The organism is Rhodococcus sp. RCBS9 (assembly GCF_029457415.1).
Lineage (GTDB): Bacteria > Actinomycetota > Actinomycetes > Mycobacteriales > Mycobacteriaceae > Rhodococcus_F > Rhodococcus_F qingshengii.
The window spans coordinates 4,492,958-4,517,723 of the sequence record NZ_CP120422.1; the positions used below are offsets into that span (position 1 = coordinate 4,492,958).

The following is a 24,766-nucleotide window of genomic DNA, read 5'->3' on the forward strand; positions in this document are numbered from 1 at the left end:
AAAAGGCGCACAGGGGCTTGCCCCCCCATGAAAGGTGTTCCATGTCCGGTCGCAGTTTCTCCAGCGGAATCGAAGTGAAAGATGCTCTGCGAGAGCAGGACTACATTGCCGATGACGAGTTCGCGGTAGTCGTTCATCTGGCGACGGCGCTGGGGCGCCCGCTCCTGCTCGAAGGTCCGGCCGGTGTCGGCAAGACGGAACTGGCGAAGTCTCTGGCTGCGATCGGGGGCCGCAAACTGGTGCGATTGCAGTGCTACGAAGGGCTGGACGACAATCGCGCCCTGTACGAATGGGACTACGCGAAGCAACTCCTGCACGTGCAGATGCTCCGCGACCGGATCAGCGATCAGGTTTCCGAATTCGACAGCGTCGCCGAAGCGTCCAAGTTTCTGGCCGATCAGGATTTCGGTTTGTACTCCGAGAACTTCCTGTCCGTACGACCGCTGCTCGAAGCAATCCTCTCACCCGATCCGGTAGTGCTTCTGGTCGACGAGGTAGATCGCACCGAGGAATCGATGGAAGCACTGCTCCTCGAGATTCTCGCCGAACAGCAGATCACCATTCCCGAGGTCGGTACGTTCGTTGCCCGCTCGCAGCCCTGGGTCATCCTGACGTCCAACGACACCCGCGAGCTCTCACCCGCGCTCAAGCGTCGTTGTCTGCATTACCATCTCGGCTATCCGACGTCGGAGCGTGAACGCGAGATCGTCACGGCCCGAGCGCCGGAGGTGGATTCGGCTACGGCCACCGAGGTTGTCGAATTGGCTCGCATCCTGCGTGACCTCCCGCTGCGCAAGAGTCCGTCCATCTCGGAGGTCATCGACGCGGCCAGAGCGGCAACAGTGCTCGCGGCCGGCGGATTCGACACCGCTTCCGACGCCAAGGTGCGCGACATCCTGCTCACGGCGTTGCTCAAGTACTCGTCCGATGTGACGCTGGCCAAGGAACGATTCGACGGAAAGCGTCTCGAATCACCGTCGCGTGACGGCGGCGAGCCGATCGAGCGGTCCACGGTGGCAAGCAAACCCGCCAACACGACGACGGCCGTGTTCCGGGGCACGGGTGGACGTGACCCTCATCAACAGGGAATCCGCGGCGGCAGCGGAATCCGTTCGACGCGATGACGACGCTCGGTGGCCTTGCCGTGTGGCAACCGTCGTTTGTTCTCGACGTGGTGTCCGCGAGTTTCGGCCGATTGCTGAGGGCGGCCGGAGTTTCCGCGTCACCGGCCGAGGTCATCGAGGTTCGGCGTGTTCTCGCGATGGTCGGCGCTTCGGATCGTGAGACGTTGCGAGCATGTCTTCGGGCAGTGTGCGCCAAGTACTCTCACGAGCAGGCCGGTTTCGATCGGGCATTCGACGCGCTGTTCCGGCCGGCCGCAGGCAAAGCGCACGGCGAGCGGATGGGTTCGCGCGCCGAGGTGGCGGACGGTCTGCCCACCGCGCTGGGGATCGACGAGGATCAAGAAGTTGGTCGGTACGCCGAGTACAACGAGCGTGCGGCCGAGGTCGGCGACTACTTCGACACTCCGGAAGCGGAGAAGGGCTTCAACCCGCACAAGGACGACGACGATGTGTCGATGACGTCGAGCGATGCCGAACTGTCGGTCGATACCGGTTCGGAGACCGGTCGACGCGGAGTCAGTTACACGGTCGACGTGGACCGTGCAGCATCGGCGGTGGTCGGTGACCTGAGCACCAGTGTTGCTGCAGCAGTGGTCGGCTCGTTGTCCTGGGACGATCCGACGTCGATCCTCGCCTGGTTGGATGCCTACGACCCGAGCAAAGCGTATGCGGACGTCTCCGACGACGGGCCGCTGACGCAGGCGCAACTGAACCGGCTCGTCGAGGCGGTCGAAGCGTTCGTGCAAGCGCTCTCGGCCGCTGCACTCGCCGAAACCGCTCCCGATGCGCCCGACAGTGAATCTGCCGCGGGCGCAACGCACAACGACATCGAACTCGCGTGCCACGAAGTGCTTCGGCGGATGAGAGGACCGTCCAGACCTCGGCCCCGTGAGCGCTCTCGTGGGCATCTCGACATGCGGCGCACGGTGCGTTCGAGCCTGCGCACCGACGGGATACCCTTCCATCTGGTCGTGAAAGCTCCTCGCCCCGATCGTGTTCGACTACTTCTCATCGCCGACGTGTCGCTGTCCGTGCGCCCCATCACCGCGTTCACTCTGCGCTTGGCTCAGGCAATGCATCGCCGAGCAGATCGTTGTGAAGTCCTCGCCTTCGTCGATCGTCCGGTCGACGTGACCGACACCCTTCTCGCCAGTAGTGGTGACGGCGCACTGGCCGCGGTACTCGCGCACCCGGGTCTGGATCTGGAAGCCAGCAGCGATTACGGGCGGGTGCTCACAGAATTGTTGGACGAGCACGGAAACACCTTGAACTCACGGACGTCTGTCATCATCGTGGGCGACGGTCGGTGCAACGGGTTGCCCCCGCAGGCGGACAAGCTCGAGGAACTCCGCCGAAAGGTCCACCGTCTGGCCTGGATCACGCCTGAACCACAGCGTTACTGGAACCAGGCATCGTGCGCGATGCCGGAGTATTCGGAGATCTGCGACGAGGTTGTTGTTGCCCGAGATGCCGCGCAACTGATGGCAAAGGCCGCCGAGCTGGGGCACGCACTTCGCTGATGTCAGTGCACTTCACCGATGTCACTGCGCGATCTGTCGTGAACTAGTTTGATCTCATGTCCGAAATCAGGGGATCGATCTGGCGACCGATCGCGGCGCTGACAGTGCTCGGCGCCGTGTGTGGGGTTGTGGCGCTCGGCGTGTTTCAGTGGTGGTGGAAGTCGTTGGCGTCACCGCACATTCTCACCGGAGGATCCTATCGGGAGCCGTTTTCCGAACCGACATACACCGGACCCATATTCATGGACCTCTTTCCGGCAGAACCTGCCCCGTGGCTGTACTCGGGACTGGTCCTCGGACCGACGGCGGTCGGCTTGCTCGCCGGGATCGTGTTCGTGGTGTTCGTCCGGTGTAATCGTGCGCAGAACCGCACGATTACACCGGACGAATCATCAGAGCGCTAGCAACGCGCGCGAGCGCAGGCGAGGGTCTGCCAACGGACGTAGCGCCAAGCGCAGCAGGACCAAGACGTTATCGTCGCCGGCAATCCTGTTGACTTTCAACGTATTGCACTCGATACACTGATGAACGAGCATCCATTCACCGTCTTGACGGACCGACAGGCACAGCGCCGCCATGGCACCTCGGCACTGTTGTGCTCGGTCGCCCGGAACGCGACCGTCCACGTGGCGGCTGGCCAGACAGTTCGGGCAGTGGTTCCGATGAGCGGTACCCGGCGCCGCAGTGGAGATGTCCAAACGGCATGTGAGACAACGGAAGCTCGATCCCTGTTCTCCGCCGATTCCGTGCAGTACGTGCTTGGCCCGTTGCGGTGCCCGCCGCGCGCGGGTGCTGGGATTCCTACGTGGCATCTGATTCCCCCTCACAAGTCGCCGAAGGCTTCGAGCGGGAAGGGCGGTTGCGCGAGCGGCCGCACTGCCATTCTCATCAACAACAACTGGTTGTCGTCTCGGCTGACGGGGTTGGAGGTGAGCTCGAGGCACTGTGCGCAGCGGTGGATGATTATCCAATCGCCACTGCGCAGTACTGCGATCGAAATGGGAGCCATCCGCATTCCGCAGTCCGACGGTCCACCTTCCACCTGGTCGAACAGGTGTCGGGAATGCAGGCAACTGGGGCAGTGGTTTCGGCGATCACCATCGGGGCCGTACGTCATGACTGTGAGTCCGCACTGAATGCACGAGAAGGTGTCGGTTTTCGAGATGGAATTGTGTGATTGAGGCACTGGAGAACTCCTAGCTGAGTGAACAAAGCAGTAGGAGCAGGCCGAGGGGGCCTCGCGGCTGTCAGTCCGACGTTTCGAGGATCAGCATGTGACCCTCGAGGTTGCCGGCAGTGCAGGGGCGAGAGGCGCGCTCGGCGCGGGCTGGGTCATAAACACCTTCTGAATCGGTTCTACGGGCCACTCTGGCCGCAACCGAAAGTACAGCGGGACCTTCCCGCCGCGCCATTCATTTTCCCGAGACGCCTTACCTGCCCGAACGGGTAGGTAAGCGCCTCTCCTTCGGTGGGTGTGCCCCGACTGCTCTCCGCGTAGGCTCGGGGCCAGCGATTGTAAGGTGGATCACACCAGTTTGTGCACGTGGGAGTTGATGCGCTGAGAGCGACGGATGCGAAATCCCGACCGGAGATCTCAGAGCAGCGAGAGGAGAGTGGGGTCGTGTCCGTGGCATACCCGGATGCTGTGAACCACGGTGTTCATCGCCGCGGCACTGCTGCTCGACTGGTCAAATTTCACGCCCCCGAGATCGTCTTCGGTATCGGTTCCCTGGTCGAGGCAGCACACGCGACTCTGAGGTTCGGCGGGTTCCGACCATTCCTGGTCACCGATCCCGGTCTGATCGACGCGGGATGGGTCAGCGAACTCGAAGACCATCTCACGGAGCAGGGATTGACGGCGACGGTGTGGTCAGGGCTGACGCCCAATCCCAAGGACTTCGAGATCGCGGCCGGTTTCGAGGTGTACCAGGAAGGTGAGTGTGACGTCATCATCGCGCTCGGCGGCGGTTCCGTCATCGACGCGGCTAAGGGTGTAGCCGTCCTCGCTGCCAACGGTGGCAACATACTCGACTACGAGGGGGTAGATCAGGCGACCAAACCGATCCCGCCGTTGGTGATGGTTCCCACCACGTCCGGCACGGGCGCGGACGTGTCGCAGTTCTGCATCGTCACGGACACGACCCGCGGCACCAAGATCACCATCATCGGCCGGGCGCTGGTTCCAGATGTGACGGTCATCGATCCGCGGTTGCTCACGACGATGCCCGAGTGGCTCAATGCGGCAACAGGATTGGACGCACTGACGCACGGAATCGAAGCCTTCGTCTCACTGGCGCACAATCCGTTGACCGATCATCACGCGCTCCGCGCTGTCGGCCTCGTGACCGAGAATCTGGTGCACACGATCCAGGACCCGATGGAGATGGAAGCTCGATCGGTGATGGCGCAGGCGAGCCTCGAGGCCGGGTTGGCGTTCACCAACGCGATACTCGGAGCCGCGCACGCCATGAGCCATCAGGTGGGCGGCATGCTCGACCTTCCGCACGGCGTCATCAACGGAATTCTCTTGCCCCACGTCATCCGGTTCAATTCCACCACGGACGCCGCCCCCTTTGTCGCCATCGCTGCGGCACTGAGTCTTCCCGAGCAGCGCGGCACCCCGGAGGAAGCAGCGCTGGCGGTGGCCGACCGTGTCGAACGTCTCGCCCGGGAGGTCGGTGTGCCGAAGGGGCTGGGGGAGTTGGGTGTTCGAGAGGAAGACCTCAGTCGACTTGCCAGCTTCGCGTTGCTCGACGCCTGCATGTCCACCAATCCCAGGGAAGCGACGCAGGAACAGATGGTGGCGTTGTTCCGAGGTGCCTTGTGAAGATGGACGCTGTGAAGATGGACGCTGTGAAGAGGGCCGCTGTGAATTGGTGCAGGCGATGACCGCGGACCTGTCCCGGCTCACCGGATTACGATCGGGTAAGAGTTCGTTCTACCCGCAGTATCGCGGTGCGGCCGAGCGCCTCGAACGCGTCGTGCATGCCTTGGAGTTGATCTCGCGGGCTTTGGTGCGCACCGTCGAGGGGCCGGAAACCCTCGTCTGCGCGGTCGCGGAAGCTGCCCGTGCGCATCTGAGTGCCAACTGGATTGTCTTCGCCTTGGCTGACGGAACTTTGCCCGACGCCGGACCACGGCGACTGGTTCTCGGCCCGGACGCCACCCCTTTTCTGGTCGACAATGTGGAGGGACCGCCACTTCCGGAGGATGTCGTCGAATGCCTCGACGACATCCGGTACGGAAGAATCGAATCCAACTCGGTGATCGACGCGCACTACGCGTTTGTGCCGATCGTGCTCGGTGGCGGCGTGGTAGGTGCCTTTGCAGCCTGGACGCCGGCCAACCGAACCCTCGACACGACGGACGGAGCCGTGCTCAGCATTCTGGCCAGCCAGACTGCTGTGGCTCTGCAGAATTCGGCGCTCTATCAGCGCGGACAACTACTGCTCGAGCGTGCCGAAGATGCGTATGCGGAGGCCAATCGTACTGCAGCCGACCTTGCGGTGCGCAACAGCGAATTGGAGTCCACTCAGCGTCAACTCGGAGTGGCGCACCGGCACCAAGTGGTCGACGACGAACGTCACCGGATCGCCCGCGAACTGCACGACAGTGTGACACAGGCGGTGTTGTCGGCCGGCATGCAGATCGAGGTCTGCCGGAGTGACATCCCGGAGGCTGAACGCAGTGAAAGACTGGACTTGGCAAAGGATTTGACCAGGAGGGCGGTCGAGCAGCTTCGTTCGGCGATCTACGCGCTCAATCATTCGTCGGACGCGGACCGGACGTCGTTGCCCGAGATGCTCGAGCAACTCGGCGTGGTTCACATGCCGGACGAGTTGGCGGTGAGCGTTCGCGTCGGCGGTACCCCGACCGAACTTCCGGGCGATGCCGAACACGCTCTTCTCCGGATCGCGGGGGAAGCTCTCTTCAATGCAGCGGTCCATGCTCACGCGAATCGGGCGGTGCTACGTCTGACCTATCGGGCGGACTCCGTGTTGCTGTCGGTCTCCGACGACGGTGACGGCGACCCTGCGCGAATGCGTCTGATCCTCAAACTCGCAGCCACCAACGACGTCGACGGCCGCCATCGCGGTCTCGCGAACATGCAGGCGCGAACACTCGAGTTGGGTGGTGCGCTCGAAGTACGGCGCGCGCGGATCGGTGGGATTCAGATTCTCGTGCGACTACCACTGCCGTTCGACTCGGGCATGGAAAACCTTTGCTCCACCACTGAAATCGAGAGCGAGGAATCATGACTACTGCGCGTCCCGTCATCACCCGCGGAGCATCGCCGGTTCTGGGATTGGTTCGAATCGTCCTGGTCGACGACCATGCAATTCTGCGGCAAGGGCTCCGCTCGGTTCTCGAGCGCGAAAGCGATCTCGAGATCGTGGGGGAGGCGTCGTCCCTCGCCGAGGCACTCGCCGTGGTCGACAAGGTCGGCCCGGACATCGTCCTGATGGATCTCAAACTCTCCGCCAGTTCGGACTACGAGGGACTGACCCTGTGTGGCCAGCTGTCCTCGGCGCATCCCGGCCTCGGACTGTTGGTTCTCACCACGTTTCTCGACGATCAACTGGTGGTGCGAGCGGTGCACGCGGGTGCTCGCGGCTATGTCGTCAAAGACGTCGACACCACCGAATTGGTGCGTGCGATCAGGGCGGTCTCGCGGGGTGAGAGTGCGTTCGATTCGCGCAGCGCGTCAGCTGTCGTGCGATCGCTCAACGGGCAGTCGTCGTCGAAAGAACGATTGACCGATCGCGAACTCGAAGTGCTCAGACTCCTCGCAAACGGCTTGTCCAACATCAAGATCGGTGAGAGATTGTTCATCTCACCGACCACCGTCAAGTTTCACGTCAGCAACATCATGCGCAAACTCGAGGTGAGCCGTCGAGCAGAGGCCGTTTATGCCGCGAGTAAGCAAGGTCTGATCTAGCTCTGCTCGGAGACCGTCCAGGCGCGCAGCGCTTGATGCTGTAGGAGGAGCACGCTCGAACGAGTTGTGCGCAGAGTCGACGCGGTCATCTCGGCAGTCAGACCCACTGCGATTCGTAGTACCAGAACCTCACGTTGGTCGTCGGTCAGGCGACGCGGGCGTTTGAATTGTCCGTCGATGTTGCGTGACTGGGGAATTGACGCAATTCGTCGAGAGGCCAACTCGTACGCGAAGGTCTCGATGCGTGTGTCGGCCGAGATCGTGTCGGACATTCGTGTGACGACGTCCAGGGTGCATTGGTGGGCGAGATCGTCGGCGAATGTCGCGACGGGCGTCCCGAGGAGTCTGGCGCGATAGTAGAGAACGACGCGAGGGTGCAACCGGGCCAGTAGTTTCGACAGTGCATGGTGATCACCGGCGAATGCCTCGGCGGCGGTGCGATTCAGGGAAATCGATCGTTCACAGGTTTCGGGTGAAGTGGTACGCGCGAAGGGTGGAGTCGGTGAAGTGTTCGCGCCCCTGATCGACAGCTTCATCAGCAACTCCTCGATTACACCGCACCTGACCATGCTGGAACGAGAATTGAGGTACCCCGCCGAAATTGCGGGTAAACCTGAAGTTACCTGCCAGGTGTCCGGTCTTTTCGCCGGGAGCGCCAGTCCGCGAGCATTCGCGGCATTTCCGCGGCCATGAAGTCGAAGAAGTCGCGCAGATCTGCCATACGATCGCCGGCGGTTGTTCCTTCACCGAGGACTCGTATGCCCTCGTCCGCAACTGCCGAGACCTGGTAGAGCGAGGACTGTTTCGTGACAAACGCGTCGGCCCACATGTCGACGCTGACGCAGTAGTGCTGACGCCGCGATCCGGGGACGGCCACACGCTCGATCAATCCGACTTGCTGGAGGTATCTGACGGCTCCGGAAATGGCGGCGGGGCTCACTCCCAACCGAGATCCGAGATCTCCTGGCGTGGACGAGGGTGTCTCGCTGGTCATCAACGCGGCCCAGACGCGGGCGGGCATCGGCGGAAAACCCATGTCGCTCAGTACGAGTGAGAGTCGCTCGACATAGTGTCGGCTCTCGTCCGGTGCAACGGTGTGGCTGGTGTCGGTCATCGGAACCCTTCGATCTTTCCGTCTTTTCTATCTTCACACATTTGTGAAATCGGCGTACGGTCAAATTCATGGGTGCGGCAATTTCAGTGAAAAGCCTCGTCAAGACCTTCGGTACCACCCGCGCGCTGGACGGCCTCGACCTCGACGTCTCGACGGGTGAAGTGCACGGATTCCTGGGGCCGAACGGTTCCGGAAAGTCCACCACTATTCGGGTGCTCCTCGGCCTGCTCCGCTCGGACTCCGGAGACGCAACCGTTCTCGGCGGCGATCCGTGGCGAGACGCTGTTACTTTGCATCGACGTCTCGCCTATGTGCCTGGCGACGTGAATCTGTGGCCCAACCTCACCGGCGGTGAGGCTATCGATCTGTTGGCGGGCCTGCGCGGTGGCTTGGACCGAAAACGCCGCAGCGAGTTGCTCGATCGCTTCGAATTGGACCCGACCAAGAAGGCGCGTACGTACTCGAAAGGTAACCGGCAGAAGGTTGCACTCGTGGCCGCGTTCTCGTCCGACGTCGACCTTTACGTCCTCGACGAACCCACATCGGGGCTCGACCCGTTGATGGAGGCGGTATTCCAGGACTGCGTCGAGGAGGTGGCTCACGCCGGAAAGACGGTACTGCTGTCGAGCCATATCCTCGCCGAGGTCGAAGCGCTGTGCGATCGTGTGAGCATCATCCGCGACGGGCGGACGGTGGAAGAGGGAACACTGTCCGAACTCAGGCATCTCACGCGCACGTCCGTCGCGGCGGAGACGCAGCGTCCGATCGGTGGACTCGACGGACTCGGCGGTGTCCACGACGCGGTGATCGACGGTAACCACGTCACCTGCGAAGTCGACAGCGCGCAACTCGGACCACTCATGACGTACTTGGTCGGATTCGGAATCGTGGCGCTCACTTCCACTCCGCCGACTCTCGAAGAACTTTTCTTGCGGCATTACGGTGACGAACGGGCCAGGGAGACTTCGGTACACCTGCGAGCCGAGACCGGAGTACGGCCGTGACCGTTGCTGTCGAGGCCGCTCCACCGGTACCGGCCTCGGCAAGTCAATTCACCGGCACACGCCGACTGGTTCGGCTGGCTTTGCGGCGGGACCGAATTCAGCTCTCCGTGTGGGTTATCTCCATCGTCTTGTTCATGCTGCTGGTTGTCGCCAGTGTGACCGGGCTGTACTCGACACCCGAGGAATTACGAAACATCGCAGTCAGTTCCGCGGTATCGCCGGTCGCGCTGGCGACCAACGGGATCGTGTCCGGTGATTCGCAGGGCGCGATAGTCGCCAGTCAGTCGGTGCTCGTGTTCGCGTTGGTGGCCGCATTGATGAGCACCCTTGCGGTGGTTCGCCATACGCGACAGAACGAGGAGACCGGCCGAGCCGAGATGATCGGTGCAGCGGTGGTAGGTCGACGAGCGCTCCTGACCTCCGCACTGATCGTAACGGTCGGTGCGAACGTCGTTCTTGCACTGGGAATTGCACTGGGATCGATCGCCGTCGGTTTGCCTGTCGTCGGTTCGTTCGCGTTGGGCGCCTCGATAGGTGGGACCGGAATCGCGTTTGCCGGAGTGGCAGCCGTGACGGCGCAGATCACCGACGGTGCTCGTACGGCCAACGGCCTGGCGGGTGCCGCGATCGGCGTTGCGTTCATGCTGCGCGCGATCGGCGACGTGAACAGTACGGTCGTCGACGACGGAACTCGCGTGGTCAGTGGCTGGTTGTCGTGGCTCTCGCCGATCGGATGGGCACAACAGATCAGACCTTTCGACGACGACGCCTGGTGGATCCTGTTGTTGCTGATCGGATTCGCGGCTGTGCACGTGGTGGTGGCTTTTGTTCTCATCGGCCATCGCGATCAGGGAGCGGGACTCGTTCAGCCCCGACCCGGCCCGCCAGTCGCGGCATCGTGGCTACCGTCGGCTTGGGGCCTGGCGTGGCGCATGCAGCGAATGACGATGTTCTGGTGGATCTTTGCCGTTGTCATACTCGGGTTCGCGTACGGCGCTGTGGGCAACGAGATCGACGCGATGGTGGGATCGTCGCAGCAGACCGCGGAGATGTTCGAGAAACTTGGCGGCGGCGGATCGGATCTGGTGGATTCCTACTTGGCCACTGCTCTGGGGCTCACGTCGATAGTCATCGCGGCGTATTCGGTCCAGAGTCTTCTCCGGATGCGGGGCGAGGAAACTTCGGGACGGCTCGAACCGTTGCTGGCAACGTCTTTGTCGCGGTGGAGGTGGATGCTTTCTCACCTGGGTGTGGTTGTGGGCGGCGTGATCCTCGCGCACGTCTTGATGGGTGCCTTCACCGGATTTGCCTTCGGGCTCGTCACGGACGACATCGGCGGCAACACACTTCGCATGACTGGCGCCGCGTTGGCCTATCTGCCTGCGGTGCTCGTAGTCGTGGGGTTGGTGTCGTTGGCTTTCGGACTGTTTCCGACGTACGCGTCGGCGCTCTCCTGGGGAATCTTGGCGGCATGCATCGTGCTCGGGCAACTTGGCACGTTGCTGAAGCTTCCGCAGGTAGTGCTGGATCTGTCGCCCTTCACCCACGTGCCGGGTGCCCCTGCCGAGCCGGTGACAGTTCTGCCACTGCTGGCAATGATCGTTGTGGCAGTGGTGCTTTCGACAGCATCGCTTGTTGCGTTCCGTCGTCGCGACCTCCAGGTGTAGGAGAGCTGAACTCAACTCAGAATTCGACGAAGCTGGCGAGCTCGAGCAGCAAGTCGTCCGGTCGAGTCGAATAGTTCGGATTCGTCAACACAGAGAGTGTTCGTCGCCCAGGCAGTCCCGTGGCGTAGGCGATACCACGGTGACAGTGTTCGGGGATCTGCCGTGAGGTGCTCCGGGGTGAAATGCGCGGTGAACTCGATGGTCGGTATGGCCACGGGCATCGTCAGTGTCGCGAACAGTCCGGGCGGAAGCGCGTCGAGAAGGACCGCGGCACGCTCTTGGGCCGTGAAATCGAGGTCTGTGAGCAGGCGGATCCAAACGTCGAATTCAGGGGAGTCGCCACCGGCGAACGGCCTCGCGGAATTGATCGGCCGGATGTCGAGGTGCTGGGCGAACGGCACAAAATCCACCGGGATCTCCAGCGGCGGCAGGGTTGACGGGTCGGCCGGAGCCGGTTCGGCGACAGGGGCGGACATTGTTGTAGCTCCTATGTCGCGGGCCAACCGAACGAGAGCGGATCCCGAACCGGTCAGCGTGACGTGGCAACTGACGGTCCGCCCGCCCTGCATCTCGCCGACAGTCAACTCGGCCGGCCCAGGAGGAACGGGGCGGTCCAGGTGCGCCGTAACTGCCAGCGGTTCGGCTCCGGACGCGTTGGCCGCCACTCGCAGCATCCGTGCAATTGCGAGTCCACCCTGGATGCCGTCGAAACTCCGCCAACTGGAGTCGAATTCGGTGTGATGACGCGCTGCGTCGGTCGACGGCGCGGCCGCCACTGATGCCTGACTAGTAATTGCCATAGTCAGCACCCTAGATGCTGACTATGGCTATGGCAAGCTAGGGTCTATTCGGGAGTGCTGGACGACCCACCGAAGAGCATGTAGATGAGGATCTGAAGAATGCCGAGAGGATTGATCTCGCCGAGGCTGCTCATATGTGAGGAACTCCTGATTGCAGGGATGGGTATTGTTGCGTCGCAACGTCACTGAAAGTACGGCAATTCGGACAATGTGGTGCGAAATTTACCGATAATTCACTGCGCGCGAGTCGAGCGGCAGTGCAGGTACGCGTCAGTGACCACGTCGAGAACGCGATTGCCGTGTGCATCGACCAATTTCGCTGTGATGGTCACCAATCCTCGCGCGCGATTGTCGAACACGACGTTGTCGACGGTGACCTTTCCGCTCAGGGTGTCACCGGGGCGAAGTGGACGGAGGAAGCTCACGTCGCGCATGGTTTTCCCGGCGATCACGTTCCACTGGTCGTAGAGACTGGCGACCACCAACTTCTGGCAGATCGACAGGGTGTGCAGCCCGCTGGCGATCAACCCGCCGAAGACGCCGGACTCGGCGGCTTCCTTGTCGACGTGAAACCACTGGGGATCCCACTGAGTTGCGAACTCGACGATTTCCTCTTCGGTCACCGAATACGAACCCAATGGGATCACTTGGCCGATCTCGAGATCCTCGGCGAACACTGCGCGTTTGTGAAGGGCGGCCGAATCGTTCATGGTTGTGAAAATCTCCTGCGTGTTCCGGGTGTACTCGGAACATACTCTCGCAGTGTGTTCGAGTCGGTCTCCGGTGTCGTCGGGCAATGCAGGGTCACTAGAATCGCCACATGGTCGACGACGCGAAAATCGAGCCGAGGGCGCTGGTAGGAAAGTGGCACTTCGAGCGGGACATCGTCGACCGCCTTTCCGGTTCCACCAAGCATGTATTCGGCGAGACCACTATCTCCGACGCCGGTGACGGTCGGATGCGCTGGTACGAGAGCGGCACGCTGCGTGACGGCGACCTGGAATTACCCGTGTTCCGAACTCTGTTCATTGCCGAGCGCGGCCTCGAGTGGGCCGTGACATTCGAAGACGGCAGAGAGTTCCACGACTGGGCGCCGGGGGAGGAAGTCGAGCACCTGTGCGGTGCGGATACCTACCGCGGGCGAATCGACGTCACTGCTGGAGATCGATCGACCTGGACTGTCGTCTGGACCGTGACGGGGCCGAGCAAGGACTACACGATGACCACGCATCTCACCCGGCCCTGATCACATCGCTCGCCAGTTACTCGACGCCGATCGTCACCTCGGTGGACTTCACGAATACCGTTGCGGCTTGGCCTGGTTCAAGATCGAGATCCAGTGCGGCATCGCGGGTGATCGACGAGGTCACAATCTGATTCCCGCCGTCCAACTTCACCTTGACCGTCGCCATGACGGTGCCGAGGTTGACCTCGGTGATGGTGCCGGTGAGTTGATTTCGTGTGGACAGTCGCATCGCTGAACTCCTGTGCTCTCGGGTGGGTGTTCTTCGACCATAATGCGATGGTCGCGTATCTACCCAGCGATTCCGCAGGTGCGGACATGCGGGCGCCGCCGGTGCGCGAATATTGTCGGGCGGTGGAGGTAGATTCCGGTCATGACTGAACCCGCGAAAGGCCCGGCGTCGTATTTTCCGTCGATCGAGAAGAAGTACGGTCGGCCGATCGGTGAATGGCAAGAGCTGATCAGAAGCTCAGACCTCACGAAGCACATGGAATTGGTCAACTGGTTGAAGTCGGAGCACGGTATGGGTCATGGGCACGCGAATGCGCTTGTCGCCCATACGCTGAAAGAAGGGTAGTTCTTTTCAGGCGGCCGAAGCGTCCAGCACCAACCAGCCGCCGTGATGCTCGAATACCTCGAACGGCACACGGCTCTGCCGGCCGACCGCACGCAGTGACTCGAGATCGAAAGTGCGGATGTGGCCGTGGCACGCGGTGGCTTCGTCTTCGAAGGGGACGGCAATGACGACCCGTTGACGCGCGATCCGGAGTGCTTGCGCGATCACGGCCTCGCCGACTGCGTCGTCGACGTGTTCGAGGAGATGAATCGCGGTGACGGTGTCGGCGCTGTTGTCCGGTGCCGGTACTTCACCCGCGTCGCAGATCACCGTGTCGATCGTGATGCCGAGTTCGGGGGCAACCGCGTCGAGCAGGATCATCGTTCCGGGCAGGATGTCCGTGGCGGTCACGTCCATTCCGGCGCGCGCGAGCCGCAGGGGCAGGAAACCGAAGCAGGAACCCAGATCGAGCACGGAACCGCGGACCAGCTCTTCGGCTTTGTCGTGAATCGGCGCGAAATCTGCAGTGCCGTCCAGTAGTTCGGCAAGTGAGTTCCGGTAGTAGGTGGTCCAGGATTCGAGAGCGCCGTCCACGGTGGAGCGAACCAGGCCGACCATCGTCAACTCGAATTCGTCCTGACCGAACTCCGCGTCCTGGATCGACGAGGTGACTCCGGCGACGAGTCGCTCACTCAGATCGGCGGGAGTGAGGGAGTGCTTGACGTGGAGGCGACCGCGTCGGCGATCGAGCGAGATCGGACCGGACTCGACGCGTTCGACGGTGACATGCCCGAACGACCACAAGCCCGGCGTCGACGGCGCCAGGGAATCCAGGACGGGTTCGTTCGTGATGGTGGACATGATCGCCTTTCTCGGGTGGTGATGCTTTCTCAGGTGCTGATACCGGTCCGCAAGGACTGCGTACCTGTTTTCAAGAGTTCCGGTAGCTCGAGTGAATCGTCGGTGAGCCACTGCTCGTACGCCGACATCGCGACCCCGAGCAGAAGATAGCCGACCGTGCGTGGGCCGTGATCGCTCGGCTCGAGATTCATTCGGCGTGCGACGTAGTCGGCGACCACCTGCCGCCAACCTTCGTACATCACCACAGAGTATGCCTGAAGCGTCGGAACTTCGAGGATCAATTCCATCCGTTTGCGATGTACCGCAGTCTCTTCCGGTGGGAAGGTGTTGAACGTCAACAATGCGGATTCGAGTGCGTCGACCAACGGAATATCAGCGGGCAGTGAATCCAGGTGCTCGCGCATCTCGTCGAGATGTCCGTCGAAGTCTCCCCAGGGAACGGCGTTCTTGGACGGGAAGTAGCGAAAGAAAGTCCGACGCGCGATGCCGGCGGCGTCGGCTATCTGGTCGACGCTCACCTCGTTGAAGCCGACTGTCGAGAACAGTTCGATCCCGATCGTGCTGATTCCCTCCTTCGTTGTGGAGGGGCGACGACCTATCCGAGCGGACGGTTTCTTGCGGCTACGCATACTTTTTTCGCTCCATGTGTGTCATTCTGCACTCGATGCCATTACAGTGGTGAACCGAGTCACAGTGAAGTCCCACTAGTGACCACCAACTCCCAGGTTGGAAGTCTGATCTACAGACTTCCAGACGGAGTGCGACCGCAGGAGGAATCCATGTCAGATCGTGACAACAAGGCGCTCGAGAACGACCTCATCGAGGAGTCCCTCGTGGAGGAAGTTTCCATCGACGGCATGTGCGGCGTGTACTGACCGTGTCTGCTTTGGATCTCGATGCGGGGTGGAAACTCCACCCGCAGGTAGCGCTTCGCCCCGAACCTTTCGGGGCGTTGCTCTACCACTTCGGAACACGCAAGCTGTCGTTCCTGAAGAACACGACCATCGTTGCGGTGGTCAAGGCGTTGCCAGACCATCCTGATGTCCGGTCCGCACTACGTGCGCAAGGCATCGAAGATGACGCGGCTCCCCAATATGCCCGCGCGCTGAGCACTCTCGCCGACTCGCACATGATCGTGCCTGTCTGAGCCAGACGCTCGCCCCCACGTGCGGAACAGCCCTTCCGCACGTTCGCCCGCTTCATTTCTTCGCGAGGACACAGCCATGACCTCAGTTCTTGAACAGCCCTCCCCGCCCGCCAAGGTGGGTCGCCTCGTCGATCAGTTCGAACTCGGACTCGACGCCCCCATCTGCCTGACGTGGGAACTCACCTACGCCTGCAACCTGTCCTGCGTGCACTGCCTTTCGTCGTCGGGTCGTCGTGACCCCAACGAGCTGAGCACCGAACAGTGCAAGTCCATCATCGACGAGCTGCAGCGTATGCAGGTTTTCTACGTCAACATCGGTGGCGGCGAGCCGACGGTACGCTCCGACTTCTGGGAGCTCGTCGACTACGCGACCGACCACCAGGTTGGTGTGAAGTTCTCCACCAACGGCGTGAAGATCGACAAGAAGGTCGCGGCGCGCCTCGCAGCCAGTGACTACGTCGACGTGCAGATTTCCATCGACGGTGCCACCGCTGAGGTCAATGACGCTGTGCGCGGGCCTGGTTCGTTCGCGATGGCCGAGCGCGCTCTCGCGAACCTGAAGGAAGCCGGCTTCAAGGACGCCAAGATTTCGGTGGTCGTCACGCGGCACAACGTCAGTCAGCTCGACGAGTTCAAGGCTCTCGCGGACAAGTACGACGCGACCCTGCGCATCACTCGATTGCGTCCTTCGGGCCGCGGCGCCGACGTGTGGGACGACCTGCACCCGCGTCCGGAGCAGCAGCGTGAGCTCTACAACTGGCTGGTCGCCAATGGCGAAGGCGTCCTGACGGGCGACTCGTTCTTCCACCTCTCCGCCTTCGGCGATGCACTGCCCGGTCTCAATCTCTGTGGTGCGGGCCGCGTCGTGTGCCTGATCGACCCGGTCGGTGACGTGTACGCATGCCCCTTCGCGATTCACGAGCAGTTCCTCGCCGGAAACATCGTGAAAGACGGTGGATTCCAGGAAGTCTGGCAGCACTCGGACCTGTTCGAGGAGCTGCGCTCGCCCCAAACCGGTGGCGCCTGCAGCAAGTGCAACCACTACGACTCCTGCCGCGGCGGCTGCATGGCGGCCAAGTTCTTCACCGGACTGCCGATGGACGGACCTGACCCCGAGTGCGTCATCGGTAACGGTGAAATGGCACTGGCGTCGGCGGGCGAGGTCCCGAAGTCCAGTGTCGACCACTCCCGTTCCGGTCAACGTAAGACCCCACGCGCATCGGTGCCACTGACACTGATGATGCGTCCGCCCGCCAAGATTTGTGACGAAAACCCGCTTGCGGGAATGCAGTAACTACTGCGCGATACCGACAGTGCGGCGAAAGCTGCACCCCAGAGAGGTCAGTTCAATGGCTAAGAATGCTTTCTTCGAGACGGTGGCAGAAGCACAGCGCCGTGCGAAGAAGAGGTTGCCCAAGTCCGTGTACGCGGCGTTGGTAGCGGGATCCGAGAAAGGGCTGACGGTCGACGACAACGTCGCGGCATTCAGCGAATTGGGTTTCGCTCCCCACGCTGCCGGGCTGTCGGACAAGCGCGAGATGTCCACCACCATTATGGGCCAGGACATTTCGTTGCCCGTCATGATTTCACCGACCGGTGTGCAGGCAGTGCACCCCGACGGTGAAGTAGCGGTAGCCCGTGCGGCTGCAGCACGGGGAACAGCCATCGGACTGAGTTCTTTTGCCAGCAAGTCCATCGAAGAAGTTGCCGCGGCCAACCCGCAGGTCTTCTTCCAGATGTATTGGGTCGGTAGCCGCGACGTGCTCCTGCAGCGTATGGAGCGCGCTCGCGCTGCCGGTGCCAAGGGCCTGATCATCACCACCGACTGGTCCTTCTCGTACGGTCGCGACTGGGGCAGCCCGTCCATCCCCGAAAAGATGGACCTCAAGGCGATGTTCCAGTTCGCACCCGAGGGAATCATGCGCCCGAAGTGGTTGCTCGAGTTCGCAAAGACCGGCAAGATCCCGGACCTGACCACCCCCAACCTCGCGGCTCCCGGCCAGCCTGCACCGACGTTCTTCGGCGCATACGGCGAGTGGATGCAGACTCCGCTTCCGACGTGGGAAGACATCGCCTGGCTTCGTGAGCAGTGGGGTGGACCGTTCATGCTCAAGGGCATCATGCGCATCGACGACGCCAAGCGAGCTGTCGACGCCGGTGTCTCCGCAATCTCGGTCTCCAACCACGGTGGTAACAACCTCGACGGCACCCCGGCGCCGATCCGTGTGCTCCCGGGAATTGCCGAGGCCGTGGGCGATCAGGTGGAAGTTGTTCTCGACGGCGGCATTCGACGCGGCGGCGACGTCGTCAAGGCGCTCGCACTCGGAGCCAAGGCCGTCATGCTCGGGCGCGCCTACCTGTGGGGCCTCTCGGCCAACGGCCAGGCCGGTGTCGAGAACGTGCTCGACCTCATGCGGATGGGCATCGACTCGGGGCTGATGGGCCTCGGCCACTCGTCCATCACCGAACTGAGCCCGGCGGACCTGGTGATTCCGGAAGGCTTCACACGCACATTGGGTGCCAGCTGAGATTACGGCTCCGATAGAGCTGTGAGTTGACACTCGACGAACACACGACCCTGGCCGGACGCCTCGTCCAGTCCAGGGTTGTTTTCGGTCCGCACGAGACCAATCTTGCTGTGGGACGCTCGCTTTCCGATCGGCACCGTGCGTACTACCAGCGCCGCGCCGAGGGTGGAACCGGGATCGTCGTCACCGAAGTGGCCTCGGTATCGGAGAACGACTGGCCGTACGAGCGGGCGCCGTTGGCGTCGCAATGTGGCCCGGGGTGGCAGTCGATCGAGGCTGCATGTGCTCCGTACGGAACGCTGGTTCTGGCCGGGCTCGGTCATACCGGGATGCAGGGATCGAGCGCATACTCCCAGTCGGTGCTGTGGGGACCGTCCAGAGTGGCCGACCCGGTGACGCGTGAGTTGCCGATGGCAATGGGGCAGGCGGAAATCGACCAGTTGATAGCCGGCTTCCGTGAGGCGTCGGCGCTGGCCGTCGCTTCGGGAATGGACGGAGTGGAACTCGATGCCGGTCCTCGAAGCATTCTGCGACAATTCCTTTCGGGTCTGACCAACACTCGGCAAGACCGATACGGTAGCGATCGCGTTGCTCTTGTTCGCGAGGTCATCTCGGCAGTGCGCGAGGAAGTCGGGTCGGATCACGTTGTCTCCCTGCGGTTGTCCTGTGACGAGGAAGCTCCATGGGCGGGCCTGACGCCCGATCTTGCCATCGGTATCGCGCGTGAAGTGTCTCCGTTCCTCGATCTCCTTGTCGTCGTTCGTGGCGGACTCTATTCGTCTGACCGGTACCGCCCCGATTTTCACTGCCCGCCGAACTTCAACCTCGATCTGTGCCGTGAGATCAAGGCCGCTCTGTCGATTCCTGTTGTCGTGCAGGGGAGCGTCGTGGACATCGCCGACGCTCACGCGGCGCTGGAAGTAGGTGAGTTCGTCGAGATGACCCGGGCCCAGATCGCAGACCCGGACCTGGTTGTGAAAGCCGCGCGCGGCGATCGTCCCCGGCCGTGTGTGCTCTGCAATCAGACGTGCCTCGTGCGTGATCCTCGCAATCCTGTCGTGACATGCGTCGGGAATCCGAGCGCGGGTTTCGAGACGGTGGACCCCGATGAGCGAGAGCAGATTTCGACACCGGGAGCCGTGCTGGTCGTGGGGGGTGGCCCCGCTGGGATGGAAGCCGCACGGATCTCGGCGGTGGCGGGGCACTCGGTCACACTCGTCGAGAGTTCATCGCAGTTCGGCGGCATGATCCGAACTTTTGCGCGAGGTGACGGCCGTAGCCGGTTCGCACTCCTCGCGCAGTGGTTGGAGGACGAATGCCGTCGTAGCGGCGTGACGATGCGGACCGGGGCGGCGCTCGACGCCCAAGACCTGGGTGACGCACGCAGCCGGGGCGAGTTTGTTGTCGTTGCCACCGGTAGTGCTGCGAGGCCGCCGACGTATCCGGTCGACGATTCGGTTCGATGGTTGGATGCGTCGGAAGCCTTCGAGAAGTTGAGCACCGTGGGGCCGGGTCCGGTCGCGCTGATCGATCCCCTCGGTGGACCGATCGCGGTGGCGCTCGCAGAAGCACTCGCGGCCCATGGCATCTCCGTCTCGATTGTGACTCCCGACAGCATCGTCGGTTCGAGGCTCGGTGCGAGTGGGGATCTGGTCGGCGCCAACACGCGCATCCAGCAGGCCGGGGTCACCAGGGTGCTCGCGTCACGTGTCACCGAAATCGCTCGAGGGGCCGTCTGCGTCGAACACGTCCATACCGGCGAGCGGTCACAGCTCGAGTGCGAAGTGGTGATCGACTGCTCGCCTCGTCTGCCGAACGAAACGCTGAAGGAAGAGGCCGACATTCAGGTGGGCGACTCGGTTGCCCCGAGAACTGTTCTCGAATCCATCCGCGAAGGGCGCTTTGCAGGGTTTACTACTAGAACGAGTTTCAATTCTGCAGAGAGGGCTATCTCATGACACAGGGTTCAGTTCGTTCGCTCGAAGGTCGCGTTGCTTTCATCACCGGCGCAGCGCGCGGTCAAGGACGTGCGCACGCGGTCAAGATGGCGCGCGAGGGAGCAACGATCATCGCGGTCGACGTATGCGCGTCGGTGGCGTCGGACAATTCCTACGACGCAGCAACTTCCGAGGACTTTGCCGAGACGATACGTCTGGTGGAAGCGGAGGGCGGGAAGATCCTCGCCCGTGAGGTCGATGTCCGTGACGGCGCAGCGCTCACCGCGGTGGTCAAGGACGGCGTCGAACAGTTCGGACGTCTCGACATCGTGGTCGCCAACGCCGGGGTCTGCAACTGGAATCGATTCTGGGAAATGTCGGACGAGCAGTGGGAAACCCTGATCGACATCAACCTGACCGGAGTCTGGAAAACCCTCAAGGCCTCGGTGCCGGCGATCATCGAGGGTGGGCGCGGTGGATCGATCATCGTGGTCAGTTCGGTGGCCGGACTCAAGGCGCTGCCCGGACAGGCGCACTACGCGAGCGCCAAGTTCGGTCTCGTCGGTCTGACGCAGGCCGCGGCAAAGGAACTGGGGGAGTACAAGATCAGGGTCAACTCGATCCATCCTTACGGAGTGAATACGCCGATGGGGGTCGACCAGGGCGCTCTCGAGGTATTTGCAAAGTTTCCGCAGTACCTTCCCAACTTCACTCCGATCCTCTCGGACATCGCTTTCGCCGAACCTGACGAGATCGCCGATACCGTCCTGTGGCTCGCCGGTGACGGTTCCCGCACCGTCACGGCAAGTCATATCGCTCTCGATCAAGGAAACTCCAAGGTCTGATGACGCCGTACCCGCGCCTCTTCGCGCCACTGCGCCTGGGCAACCTGACACTCCGCAATCGGGTCGTGTTCTCCGCACACCTGACCAATTACGCGGAGAACGGGTTGCCGACGGAGCAGCACGCGAGCTACTACGAGGCGCGGGCACGCGGCGGTGCGGGTCTGATCATCACCGAGGAGCACTCGACGCATCCTTCGGATCGACCGTACGAGAAGATGATTGCGGGCTATCGGCCGGAAGCGATCGAGGGATACCGGCGGATCACCGACGCCGTTCATGCGCATGGTTCGTCGATTCTCGCGCAGATCAACCACAATGGGGGTCAGGGCGCTGGAACCTATTCGCGATCGCCGCTGTTGGCGCCGAGCGCCGTTGCGGATCCGTTGTTCCGCGAGGTGCCCAAGGCTGTCGACGACGCGGACATTGCCGAGATTCTCGCAGGGTTCGCCCTTGTTGCGCGCAACTGCGTTGCCGGTGGCTTCGACGGGGTGGAATTGCAGGCGTCGCAGTCGTCCATCGTGCGCGCGTTTCTCGCACCCTCGACCAACCTGCGCACTGATCGCTACGGCGGGGGCGTGGCGAATCGTGCGCGTTTCCTTCTCGAAGTGCTCGGGGTACTGCGTAAGGCCATCGGCCCGGATCGTGTGCTCGGTGTGCGCCTGAGTGGATACGAAGGAACGCGGGGTGGCATCGAACTGTCCGACGCGGTAACCACCGCCCAACTCATCGAAGCTGACGGTCACGTCGACTACATCAACACCACCGTCGGAATGGCCACGGAAACACTGCATCTGGTCGAAGCATCGATGGCTGTACCCACCGGCTACGCCAACTTCGTCCCGTCTGCGATCAGGGAGGTCATCGATCTTCCAGTCGTCGGAGTCGGCCGTTTCAAGACGCCGGAGCAAGCCGAAGCTGCACTCGAGGACGGTGTATGCGATCTGGTGGGCGTAGTTCGCGGGCAGATCGCCGATCCGGATTTTGTGAACAAGGCGCGTGCTGGTCAATCGGTACAGGTGCGAACCTGCCTGTCCTGCAACCAGGAATGCGTCGGGCGGATGGGTCTGGGACGTTGGTTGGGGTGCACCGCAAATCCGCGCGCTGGTCGGGAATCGGTACCGCTGCCGATGCCGCGGCGACGGGGCCGCACGGTGGTGGTGGTCGGTGGCGGCCCCGCCGGCCTGCAAGCTGCGGCTACAGCGGCCCAGCGAGGTCATGCGGTGACGCTGTTCGAGCGTGAACGAAGACTTGGGGGACAGATTCTTACCGCCTCGGTGGTACCGGCTCGCCGTGAGCTCGCCGACCTCGTCCGGAATCTCGAATCTGAGTGTCGCCGAAGCGGTGTGACGATCGAGTTGGATGCTGGAGCCGATCTCGCGATCGTGGAGGAGCGCGCGCCCGAGGTGGTCGTGATTGCAACCGGAGCGCGGCCTGTGCGACCGGCGTGGGCGGGTGGATCAGAGCGTGTGGTGGGTGTTCGAGACGTTCTCGACGGCAAGATTCTGCCGAGTGGAACGGTGCTCGTCTACGACGAACTGGGATTCCATCAAGGTACGTCGGTGGCTGAGTTCCTCGCTGATCGAGGCTGTGCCGTCACGATCGCGACCAACGGCATGGTGGTCGCGCAGGACCTGAGCATCACCCTGGATTTCGAGGGGTGGAACCGCCGGGCGTTCGAGAAGTCGATCGGTCAACGGACAGATCTGATGGTGACTTCGGTGAGTGCTGGGGCCACGCCGCTCGTGAGCTTGGTTCACCTTCCGACGGGTGTGACCGAGGAAGTTGCAGTCGACTGGGTGGTCTTCGCGACACAGCAGGAACCTGTCGACGAGTTGTGGAACACCTTGCAGGGAAGCTGTTTCGAGAAATTTCGCATCGGTGACGCCTTGTCTCCGAGGCGTTCGCACGCGGCCGTCATCGAGGGGCATCGGGCCGCGTTGGCGATATAAGTCGTCCGTTTTGTCTCTGGTTATCGAAAGTGTGTTCGATTAAACTTTGGGCATGGACAGTCGGGGAGCGTGGCAACTGGATAGCGAGGGCCTCAAGGGTGAGGTTCTGGATCTGGTGCGCGCCCGGCACGAGTTGCAGTCGCGGTTGGTGTTGCTGATCGTGGAGATGTTTTCCCGGGAGGTTCTCGGTGGGAAGGGTTTTCGGGCGATCGCGCAGTGGTTGCATGGTTCGACGAATCTGGAGATCGGTGAGTGCAGTCTGCTGGTCGGGTTGGCGCGGTTGTTGATGCTCGAACCTGTTGTCGCGGATGCGTTTCATCGTGGTGACGTGGATGCGTTGAAGGCGCGGCAGGTGGCGTCGTTTTGTCAGCATCCGCCGAAGAACATGACGCCGGCGGATGTGGACAAGGCTCGCGGGATTCTGTTGGGGTTGGCGTCGCAGAACATTGCGGATTGTGATGCGGTGCGGGCGGCGATCCGGCGGATCGAGAAGCAGTACGGCAAACGCGAGGACGGCGTTCCGGTGGGTGCACCACACCGAGTGGCGGGTGGAGATCGGCCCGGATCGGAAAACGGTGTTCTATCCACCGATGTCGATCGATCCGTATCAACAGCCGATCGGCGGGAACAGCCCACCGACAGCGGCGTGAACCGCGACAACTGACGAATACGCCGGGGCACAACAATGCCCCGGTGTATCCGCATGCAGTGTTGCGGTGGGAGGGGCCCGCACCAATACGATCGGGGGATGAGTTCTCCGCGTGACCTTGCTGCCATCCCGAGTCCTGCGCTCGAGGGCACTGCGCTCACCGTCGTGGTCCCGGTCGGTTCTTTCGAACAACACGGACCGCACCTGCCTCTCGATACCGACACTCGGATCGCGAGAGCAGTCGCACAGGCTCTGCCCGACGTCGTCGTGGCCCCGGCCATCGAATACGGGGCGAGCGGCGAACACGAAGGGTTTGCCGGCACGATTTCGATCGGTGCCGAGGCTATGGAAACCGTCGTCGTCGAATACGGAAGGTCGGCGTTCAGATGGACGAAGCGGGTGCTGTTCGTCAACGGCCACGGCGGAAATGGTCCCGCATTGGCCAAAGCGGTGGCACTTCTGCGGTATGAGGGGCGTGATGCTGCTTGGGCGCCGTGCGCTGTTCCGGGTGCCGACGCGCATGCCGGACACACTGAAACGAGCCTATTGCTGCACCTTTCGCCCGATTTGGTGCACATGAGCCTTGCTGAGACAGGAAATTTGTCTCCTATCGCGGACCTGATGCCAGGAATGCGTTCGGGCGGTATGGTCGCTGTGTCGCAAAACGGCGTTCTCGGCAATCCAGTCGGGGCTACCGCCGAAGACGGCGCATACATCTTCGGTGAGTTGGTAGGACGCGTGACGGATGGACTGGCCCGGTGGGAGCCTGGTCCAGATGGGAGGCTTCGGTGACGACCACGACCGAGTGGGGGCGGACGGTCCACCTGCGACGGCTTTCGAGGCTGCGACGAGTTGCAGCACGACGGGCTACGTCCCTTACGAT

28 protein-coding genes are annotated in these 24,766 nt (G+C 62.4%); 19 read left to right on the plus strand and 9 right to left on the minus strand.

Annotated elements, in window-relative coordinates; genetic code table 11:
• Positions 1 to 41 precede the first annotated feature (41 nt).
• From P0M12_RS21250 to P0M12_RS21260, 3 genes are read left to right on the plus strand one after another with little or no spacing between them, the layout of a single operon-like run.
• Positions 42 to 1,124, plus strand: coding sequence for a MoxR family ATPase (locus tag P0M12_RS21250; RefSeq protein ID WP_063314739.1), 1,083 nt, complete (start codon positions 42 to 44; stop codon positions 1,122 to 1,124).
• Positions 1,121 to 2,644 (plus strand): VWA domain-containing protein, encoded by a 1,524-nt coding sequence (locus P0M12_RS21255; protein ID WP_042921003.1) that lies wholly within the window; start codon positions 1,121 to 1,123, stop codon positions 2,642 to 2,644. The genes P0M12_RS21250 and P0M12_RS21255 overlap by 4 nt, the downstream gene beginning before the upstream one ends.
• Positions 2,645 to 2,700: 56 nt before the next feature.
• A complete protein-coding gene (locus tag P0M12_RS21260; protein WP_158170601.1) occupies positions 2,701 to 3,048 on the plus strand; it encodes a hypothetical protein in 348 nt (115 codons plus the stop codon).
• Here the strand turns inward: P0M12_RS21260 and P0M12_RS21265 are convergent.
• Both P0M12_RS21265 and P0M12_RS21270 read right to left on the minus strand, forming a co-directional pair.
• Positions 3,037 to 3,456, minus strand: a complete 420-nt coding sequence (locus P0M12_RS21265) for an RNHCP domain-containing protein (protein WP_058038126.1) — start codon at positions 3,454 to 3,456, stop codon at positions 3,037 to 3,039. The two genes, P0M12_RS21260 and P0M12_RS21265, sit on opposite strands and share 12 nt — an antisense overlap.
• An 11-nt stretch (positions 3,457 to 3,467) precedes the next feature.
• Entirely contained in the window at positions 3,468 to 3,830 is a 363-nt protein-coding gene (locus P0M12_RS21270) for an RNHCP domain-containing protein (protein ID WP_158170600.1), read from the minus strand.
• A 435-nt stretch (positions 3,831 to 4,265) separates the two neighbouring features.
• On the opposite strand from P0M12_RS21270, the gene P0M12_RS21275 reads away from it, so the two are divergent.
• From P0M12_RS21275 to P0M12_RS21285, 3 genes are read left to right on the plus strand one after another with little or no spacing between them, the layout of a single operon-like run.
• Complete coding sequence (locus P0M12_RS21275; RefSeq protein WP_003942060.1) at positions 4,266 to 5,471, plus strand: iron-containing alcohol dehydrogenase; 1,206 nt, start codon at positions 4,266 to 4,268, stop codon at positions 5,469 to 5,471.
• Between the two features lie 58 nt (positions 5,472 to 5,529).
• A complete protein-coding gene (locus tag P0M12_RS21280) occupies positions 5,530 to 6,903 on the plus strand; it encodes a GAF domain-containing sensor histidine kinase (protein WP_003941844.1) in 1,374 nt (457 codons plus the stop codon).
• On the plus strand, positions 6,900 to 7,583 hold the full coding sequence (locus tag P0M12_RS21285) for a response regulator transcription factor (RefSeq protein WP_042453153.1): 684 nt from the start codon (positions 6,900 to 6,902) through the stop codon (positions 7,581 to 7,583). Before P0M12_RS21280 ends, P0M12_RS21285 begins: the two co-directional genes overlap by 4 nt.
• On the opposite strand, the gene P0M12_RS21290 is transcribed toward P0M12_RS21285, so the two are convergent.
• Both P0M12_RS21290 and P0M12_RS21295 read right to left on the minus strand, forming a co-directional pair.
• Positions 7,580 to 8,119: a hypothetical protein gene (locus P0M12_RS21290; protein ID WP_064443509.1), complete on the minus strand. Its 540-nt coding sequence runs from the start codon at positions 8,117 to 8,119 to the stop codon at positions 7,580 to 7,582. The two genes, P0M12_RS21285 and P0M12_RS21290, sit on opposite strands and share 4 nt — an antisense overlap.
• An 83-nt stretch (positions 8,120 to 8,202) precedes the next feature.
• Positions 8,203 to 8,697 carry a helix-turn-helix domain-containing protein gene (locus tag P0M12_RS21295; protein WP_007728322.1) on the minus strand — a complete coding sequence of 165 codons (495 nt, stop codon included), beginning with the start codon at positions 8,695 to 8,697 and terminating at the stop codon, positions 8,203 to 8,205.
• A gap of 68 nt (positions 8,698 to 8,765) precedes the next feature.
• Here P0M12_RS21295 and P0M12_RS21300 point away from each other — a divergent pair, with 68 nt between their 5' ends.
• The gene (locus P0M12_RS21300) at positions 8,766 to 9,701 is read left to right on the plus strand and encodes an ABC transporter ATP-binding protein (RefSeq protein ID WP_003942009.1); all 936 of its coding nucleotides are present in this window, start codon (positions 8,766 to 8,768) and stop codon (positions 9,699 to 9,701) included.
• Positions 9,698 to 11,368 carry an anibiotic ABC transporter gene (locus P0M12_RS21305; RefSeq protein WP_158170599.1) on the plus strand — a complete coding sequence of 557 codons (1,671 nt, stop codon included), beginning with the start codon at positions 9,698 to 9,700 and terminating at the stop codon, positions 11,366 to 11,368. The genes P0M12_RS21300 and P0M12_RS21305 overlap by 4 nt, the downstream gene beginning before the upstream one ends.
• Positions 11,369 to 11,379: 11 nt before the next feature.
• Here the strand turns inward: P0M12_RS21305 and P0M12_RS21310 are convergent, their stop codons facing one another.
• Both P0M12_RS21310 and P0M12_RS21315 read right to left on the minus strand, forming a co-directional pair.
• The gene (locus tag P0M12_RS21310; RefSeq protein ID WP_277376782.1) at positions 11,380 to 12,168 is read right to left on the minus strand and encodes a thioesterase family protein; all 789 of its coding nucleotides are present in this window, start codon (positions 12,166 to 12,168) and stop codon (positions 11,380 to 11,382) included.
• Between the two features lie 233 nt (positions 12,169 to 12,401).
• The gene (locus P0M12_RS21315) at positions 12,402 to 12,878 is read right to left on the minus strand and encodes a MaoC/PaaZ C-terminal domain-containing protein (RefSeq protein ID WP_003942052.1); all 477 of its coding nucleotides are present in this window, start codon (positions 12,876 to 12,878) and stop codon (positions 12,402 to 12,404) included.
• A gap of 110 nt (positions 12,879 to 12,988) precedes the next feature.
• Between P0M12_RS21315 and P0M12_RS21320 the strand changes: the two genes are divergently transcribed.
• Complete coding sequence (locus P0M12_RS21320; protein ID WP_003941962.1) at positions 12,989 to 13,414, plus strand: DUF6314 family protein; 426 nt, start codon at positions 12,989 to 12,991, stop codon at positions 13,412 to 13,414.
• A 16-nt stretch (positions 13,415 to 13,430) separates the two neighbouring features.
• Here the strand turns inward: P0M12_RS21320 and P0M12_RS21325 are convergent, their stop codons facing one another.
• Complete coding sequence (locus P0M12_RS21325) at positions 13,431 to 13,643, minus strand: TOBE domain-containing protein (RefSeq protein ID WP_003942061.1); 213 nt, start codon at positions 13,641 to 13,643, stop codon at positions 13,431 to 13,433.
• 141 nt (positions 13,644 to 13,784) lie between these two features.
• On the opposite strand from P0M12_RS21325, the gene P0M12_RS21330 reads away from it, so the two are divergent.
• Positions 13,785 to 13,988, plus strand: a complete 204-nt coding sequence (locus P0M12_RS21330; RefSeq protein ID WP_003942010.1) for a DUF4287 domain-containing protein — start codon at positions 13,785 to 13,787, stop codon at positions 13,986 to 13,988.
• Between the two features lie 6 nt (positions 13,989 to 13,994).
• Here the strand turns inward: P0M12_RS21330 and mftM are convergent, their stop codons facing one another.
• Entirely contained in the window at positions 13,995 to 14,828 is an 834-nt protein-coding gene (gene mftM, locus P0M12_RS21335) for a mycofactocin oligosaccharide methyltransferase MftM (protein ID WP_065352150.1), read from the minus strand.
• A gap of 29 nt (positions 14,829 to 14,857) precedes the next feature.
• Positions 14,858 to 15,457, minus strand: a complete 600-nt coding sequence (gene mftR, locus P0M12_RS21340; protein ID WP_003941984.1) for a mycofactocin system transcriptional regulator — start codon at positions 15,455 to 15,457, stop codon at positions 14,858 to 14,860.
• Positions 15,458 to 15,607: 150 nt separating this feature from the next.
• On the opposite strand from mftR, the gene mftA reads away from it, so the two are divergent.
• The 9 genes from mftA (at position 15,608) to mftE (ending at position 24,675) form a co-directional block, all read left to right on the plus strand.
• The gene (gene mftA, locus P0M12_RS21345) at positions 15,608 to 15,703 is read left to right on the plus strand and encodes a mycofactocin precursor MftA (RefSeq protein ID WP_277376785.1); all 96 of its coding nucleotides are present in this window, start codon (positions 15,608 to 15,610) and stop codon (positions 15,701 to 15,703) included.
• Positions 15,688 to 15,975, plus strand: coding sequence for a mycofactocin biosynthesis chaperone MftB (gene mftB / locus P0M12_RS21350; protein ID WP_007728309.1), 288 nt, complete (start codon positions 15,688 to 15,690; stop codon positions 15,973 to 15,975). The genes mftA and mftB overlap by 16 nt, the downstream gene beginning before the upstream one ends.
• 76 nt (positions 15,976 to 16,051) lie before the next feature.
• Positions 16,052 to 17,269, plus strand: coding sequence for a mycofactocin radical SAM maturase (gene mftC, locus P0M12_RS21355; protein WP_003942089.1), 1,218 nt, complete (start codon positions 16,052 to 16,054; stop codon positions 17,267 to 17,269).
• Positions 17,270 to 17,324: 55 nt separating this feature from the next.
• On the plus strand, positions 17,325 to 18,503 hold the full coding sequence (mftD, locus tag P0M12_RS21360; protein WP_003942047.1) for a pre-mycofactocin synthase MftD: 1,179 nt from the start codon (positions 17,325 to 17,327) through the stop codon (positions 18,501 to 18,503).
• A gap of 26 nt (positions 18,504 to 18,529) precedes the next feature.
• Entirely contained in the window at positions 18,530 to 20,461 is a 1,932-nt protein-coding gene (locus tag P0M12_RS21365) for a mycofactocin system FadH/OYE family oxidoreductase 1 (protein ID WP_277376787.1), read from the plus strand.
• Entirely contained in the window at positions 20,458 to 21,285 is an 828-nt protein-coding gene (locus P0M12_RS21370) for a mycofactocin-coupled SDR family oxidoreductase (RefSeq protein ID WP_064689523.1), read from the plus strand. Before P0M12_RS21365 ends, P0M12_RS21370 begins: the two co-directional genes overlap by 4 nt.
• Complete coding sequence (locus tag P0M12_RS21375; RefSeq protein WP_158170595.1) at positions 21,285 to 23,234, plus strand: mycofactocin system FadH/OYE family oxidoreductase 2; 1,950 nt, start codon at positions 21,285 to 21,287, stop codon at positions 23,232 to 23,234. Before P0M12_RS21370 ends, P0M12_RS21375 begins: the two co-directional genes overlap by 1 nt.
• Positions 23,235 to 23,286: 52 nt before the next feature.
• Entirely contained in the window at positions 23,287 to 23,898 is a 612-nt protein-coding gene (locus P0M12_RS21380) for a hypothetical protein (protein ID WP_277376788.1), read from the plus strand.
• 84 nt (positions 23,899 to 23,982) lie between these two features.
• A complete protein-coding gene (gene mftE / locus P0M12_RS21385; protein ID WP_054186896.1) occupies positions 23,983 to 24,675 on the plus strand; it encodes a mycofactocin biosynthesis peptidyl-dipeptidase MftE in 693 nt (230 codons plus the stop codon).
• The last annotated feature ends 91 nt before the right edge of the window (positions 24,676 to 24,766 follow it).

Coding starts and splice junctions, on each gene's coding strand:
- P0M12_RS21310 (WP_277376782.1), bottom strand. CDS start 12,168: ATGGCAATTACTAGTCAGGCATCAGTGGCGGCCGCGCCGTCGACCGAC.
- mftD (WP_003942047.1), top strand. CDS start 17,325: ATGGCTAAGAATGCTTTCTTCGAGACGGTGGCAGAAGCACAGCGCCGT.
- mftA (WP_277376785.1), top strand. CDS start 15,608: ATGTCAGATCGTGACAACAAGGCGCTCGAGAACGACCTCATCGAGGAG.
- P0M12_RS21290 (WP_064443509.1), bottom strand. CDS start 8,119: ATGAAGCTGTCGATCAGGGGCGCGAACACTTCACCGACTCCACCCTTC.
- mftE (WP_054186896.1), top strand. CDS start 23,983: ATGAGTTCTCCGCGTGACCTTGCTGCCATCCCGAGTCCTGCGCTCGAG.
- P0M12_RS21285 (WP_042453153.1), top strand. CDS start 6,900: ATGACTACTGCGCGTCCCGTCATCACCCGCGGAGCATCGCCGGTTCTG.
- mftC (WP_003942089.1), top strand. CDS start 16,052: ATGACCTCAGTTCTTGAACAGCCCTCCCCGCCCGCCAAGGTGGGTCGC.
- P0M12_RS21295 (WP_007728322.1), bottom strand. CDS start 8,697: ATGACCGACACCAGCCACACCGTTGCACCGGACGAGAGCCGACACTAT.
- P0M12_RS21265 (WP_058038126.1), bottom strand. CDS start 3,456: ATGCCACGTAGGAATCCCAGCACCCGCGCGCGGCGGGCACCGCAACGG.
- P0M12_RS21280 (WP_003941844.1), top strand. CDS start 5,530: ATGACCGCGGACCTGTCCCGGCTCACCGGATTACGATCGGGTAAGAGT.
- P0M12_RS21325 (WP_003942061.1), bottom strand. CDS start 13,643: ATGCGACTGTCCACACGAAATCAACTCACCGGCACCATCACCGAGGTC.
- P0M12_RS21380 (WP_277376788.1), top strand. CDS start 23,287: ATGGACAGTCGGGGAGCGTGGCAACTGGATAGCGAGGGCCTCAAGGGT.
- P0M12_RS21300 (WP_003942009.1), top strand. CDS start 8,766: ATGGGTGCGGCAATTTCAGTGAAAAGCCTCGTCAAGACCTTCGGTACC.
- P0M12_RS21370 (WP_064689523.1), top strand. CDS start 20,458: ATGACACAGGGTTCAGTTCGTTCGCTCGAAGGTCGCGTTGCTTTCATC.
- P0M12_RS21260 (WP_158170601.1), top strand. CDS start 2,701: ATGTCCGAAATCAGGGGATCGATCTGGCGACCGATCGCGGCGCTGACA.
- P0M12_RS21255 (WP_042921003.1), top strand. CDS start 1,121: ATGACGACGCTCGGTGGCCTTGCCGTGTGGCAACCGTCGTTTGTTCTC.
- P0M12_RS21320 (WP_003941962.1), top strand. CDS start 12,989: ATGGTCGACGACGCGAAAATCGAGCCGAGGGCGCTGGTAGGAAAGTGG.
- P0M12_RS21250 (WP_063314739.1), top strand. CDS start 42: ATGTCCGGTCGCAGTTTCTCCAGCGGAATCGAAGTGAAAGATGCTCTG.
- mftM (WP_065352150.1), bottom strand. CDS start 14,828: ATGTCCACCATCACGAACGAACCCGTCCTGGATTCCCTGGCGCCGTCG.
- P0M12_RS21315 (WP_003942052.1), bottom strand. CDS start 12,878: ATGAACGATTCGGCCGCCCTTCACAAACGCGCAGTGTTCGCCGAGGAT.
- P0M12_RS21375 (WP_158170595.1), top strand. CDS start 21,285: ATGACGCCGTACCCGCGCCTCTTCGCGCCACTGCGCCTGGGCAACCTG.
- mftR (WP_003941984.1), bottom strand. CDS start 15,457: ATGCGTAGCCGCAAGAAACCGTCCGCTCGGATAGGTCGTCGCCCCTCC.
- P0M12_RS21330 (WP_003942010.1), top strand. CDS start 13,785: ATGACTGAACCCGCGAAAGGCCCGGCGTCGTATTTTCCGTCGATCGAG.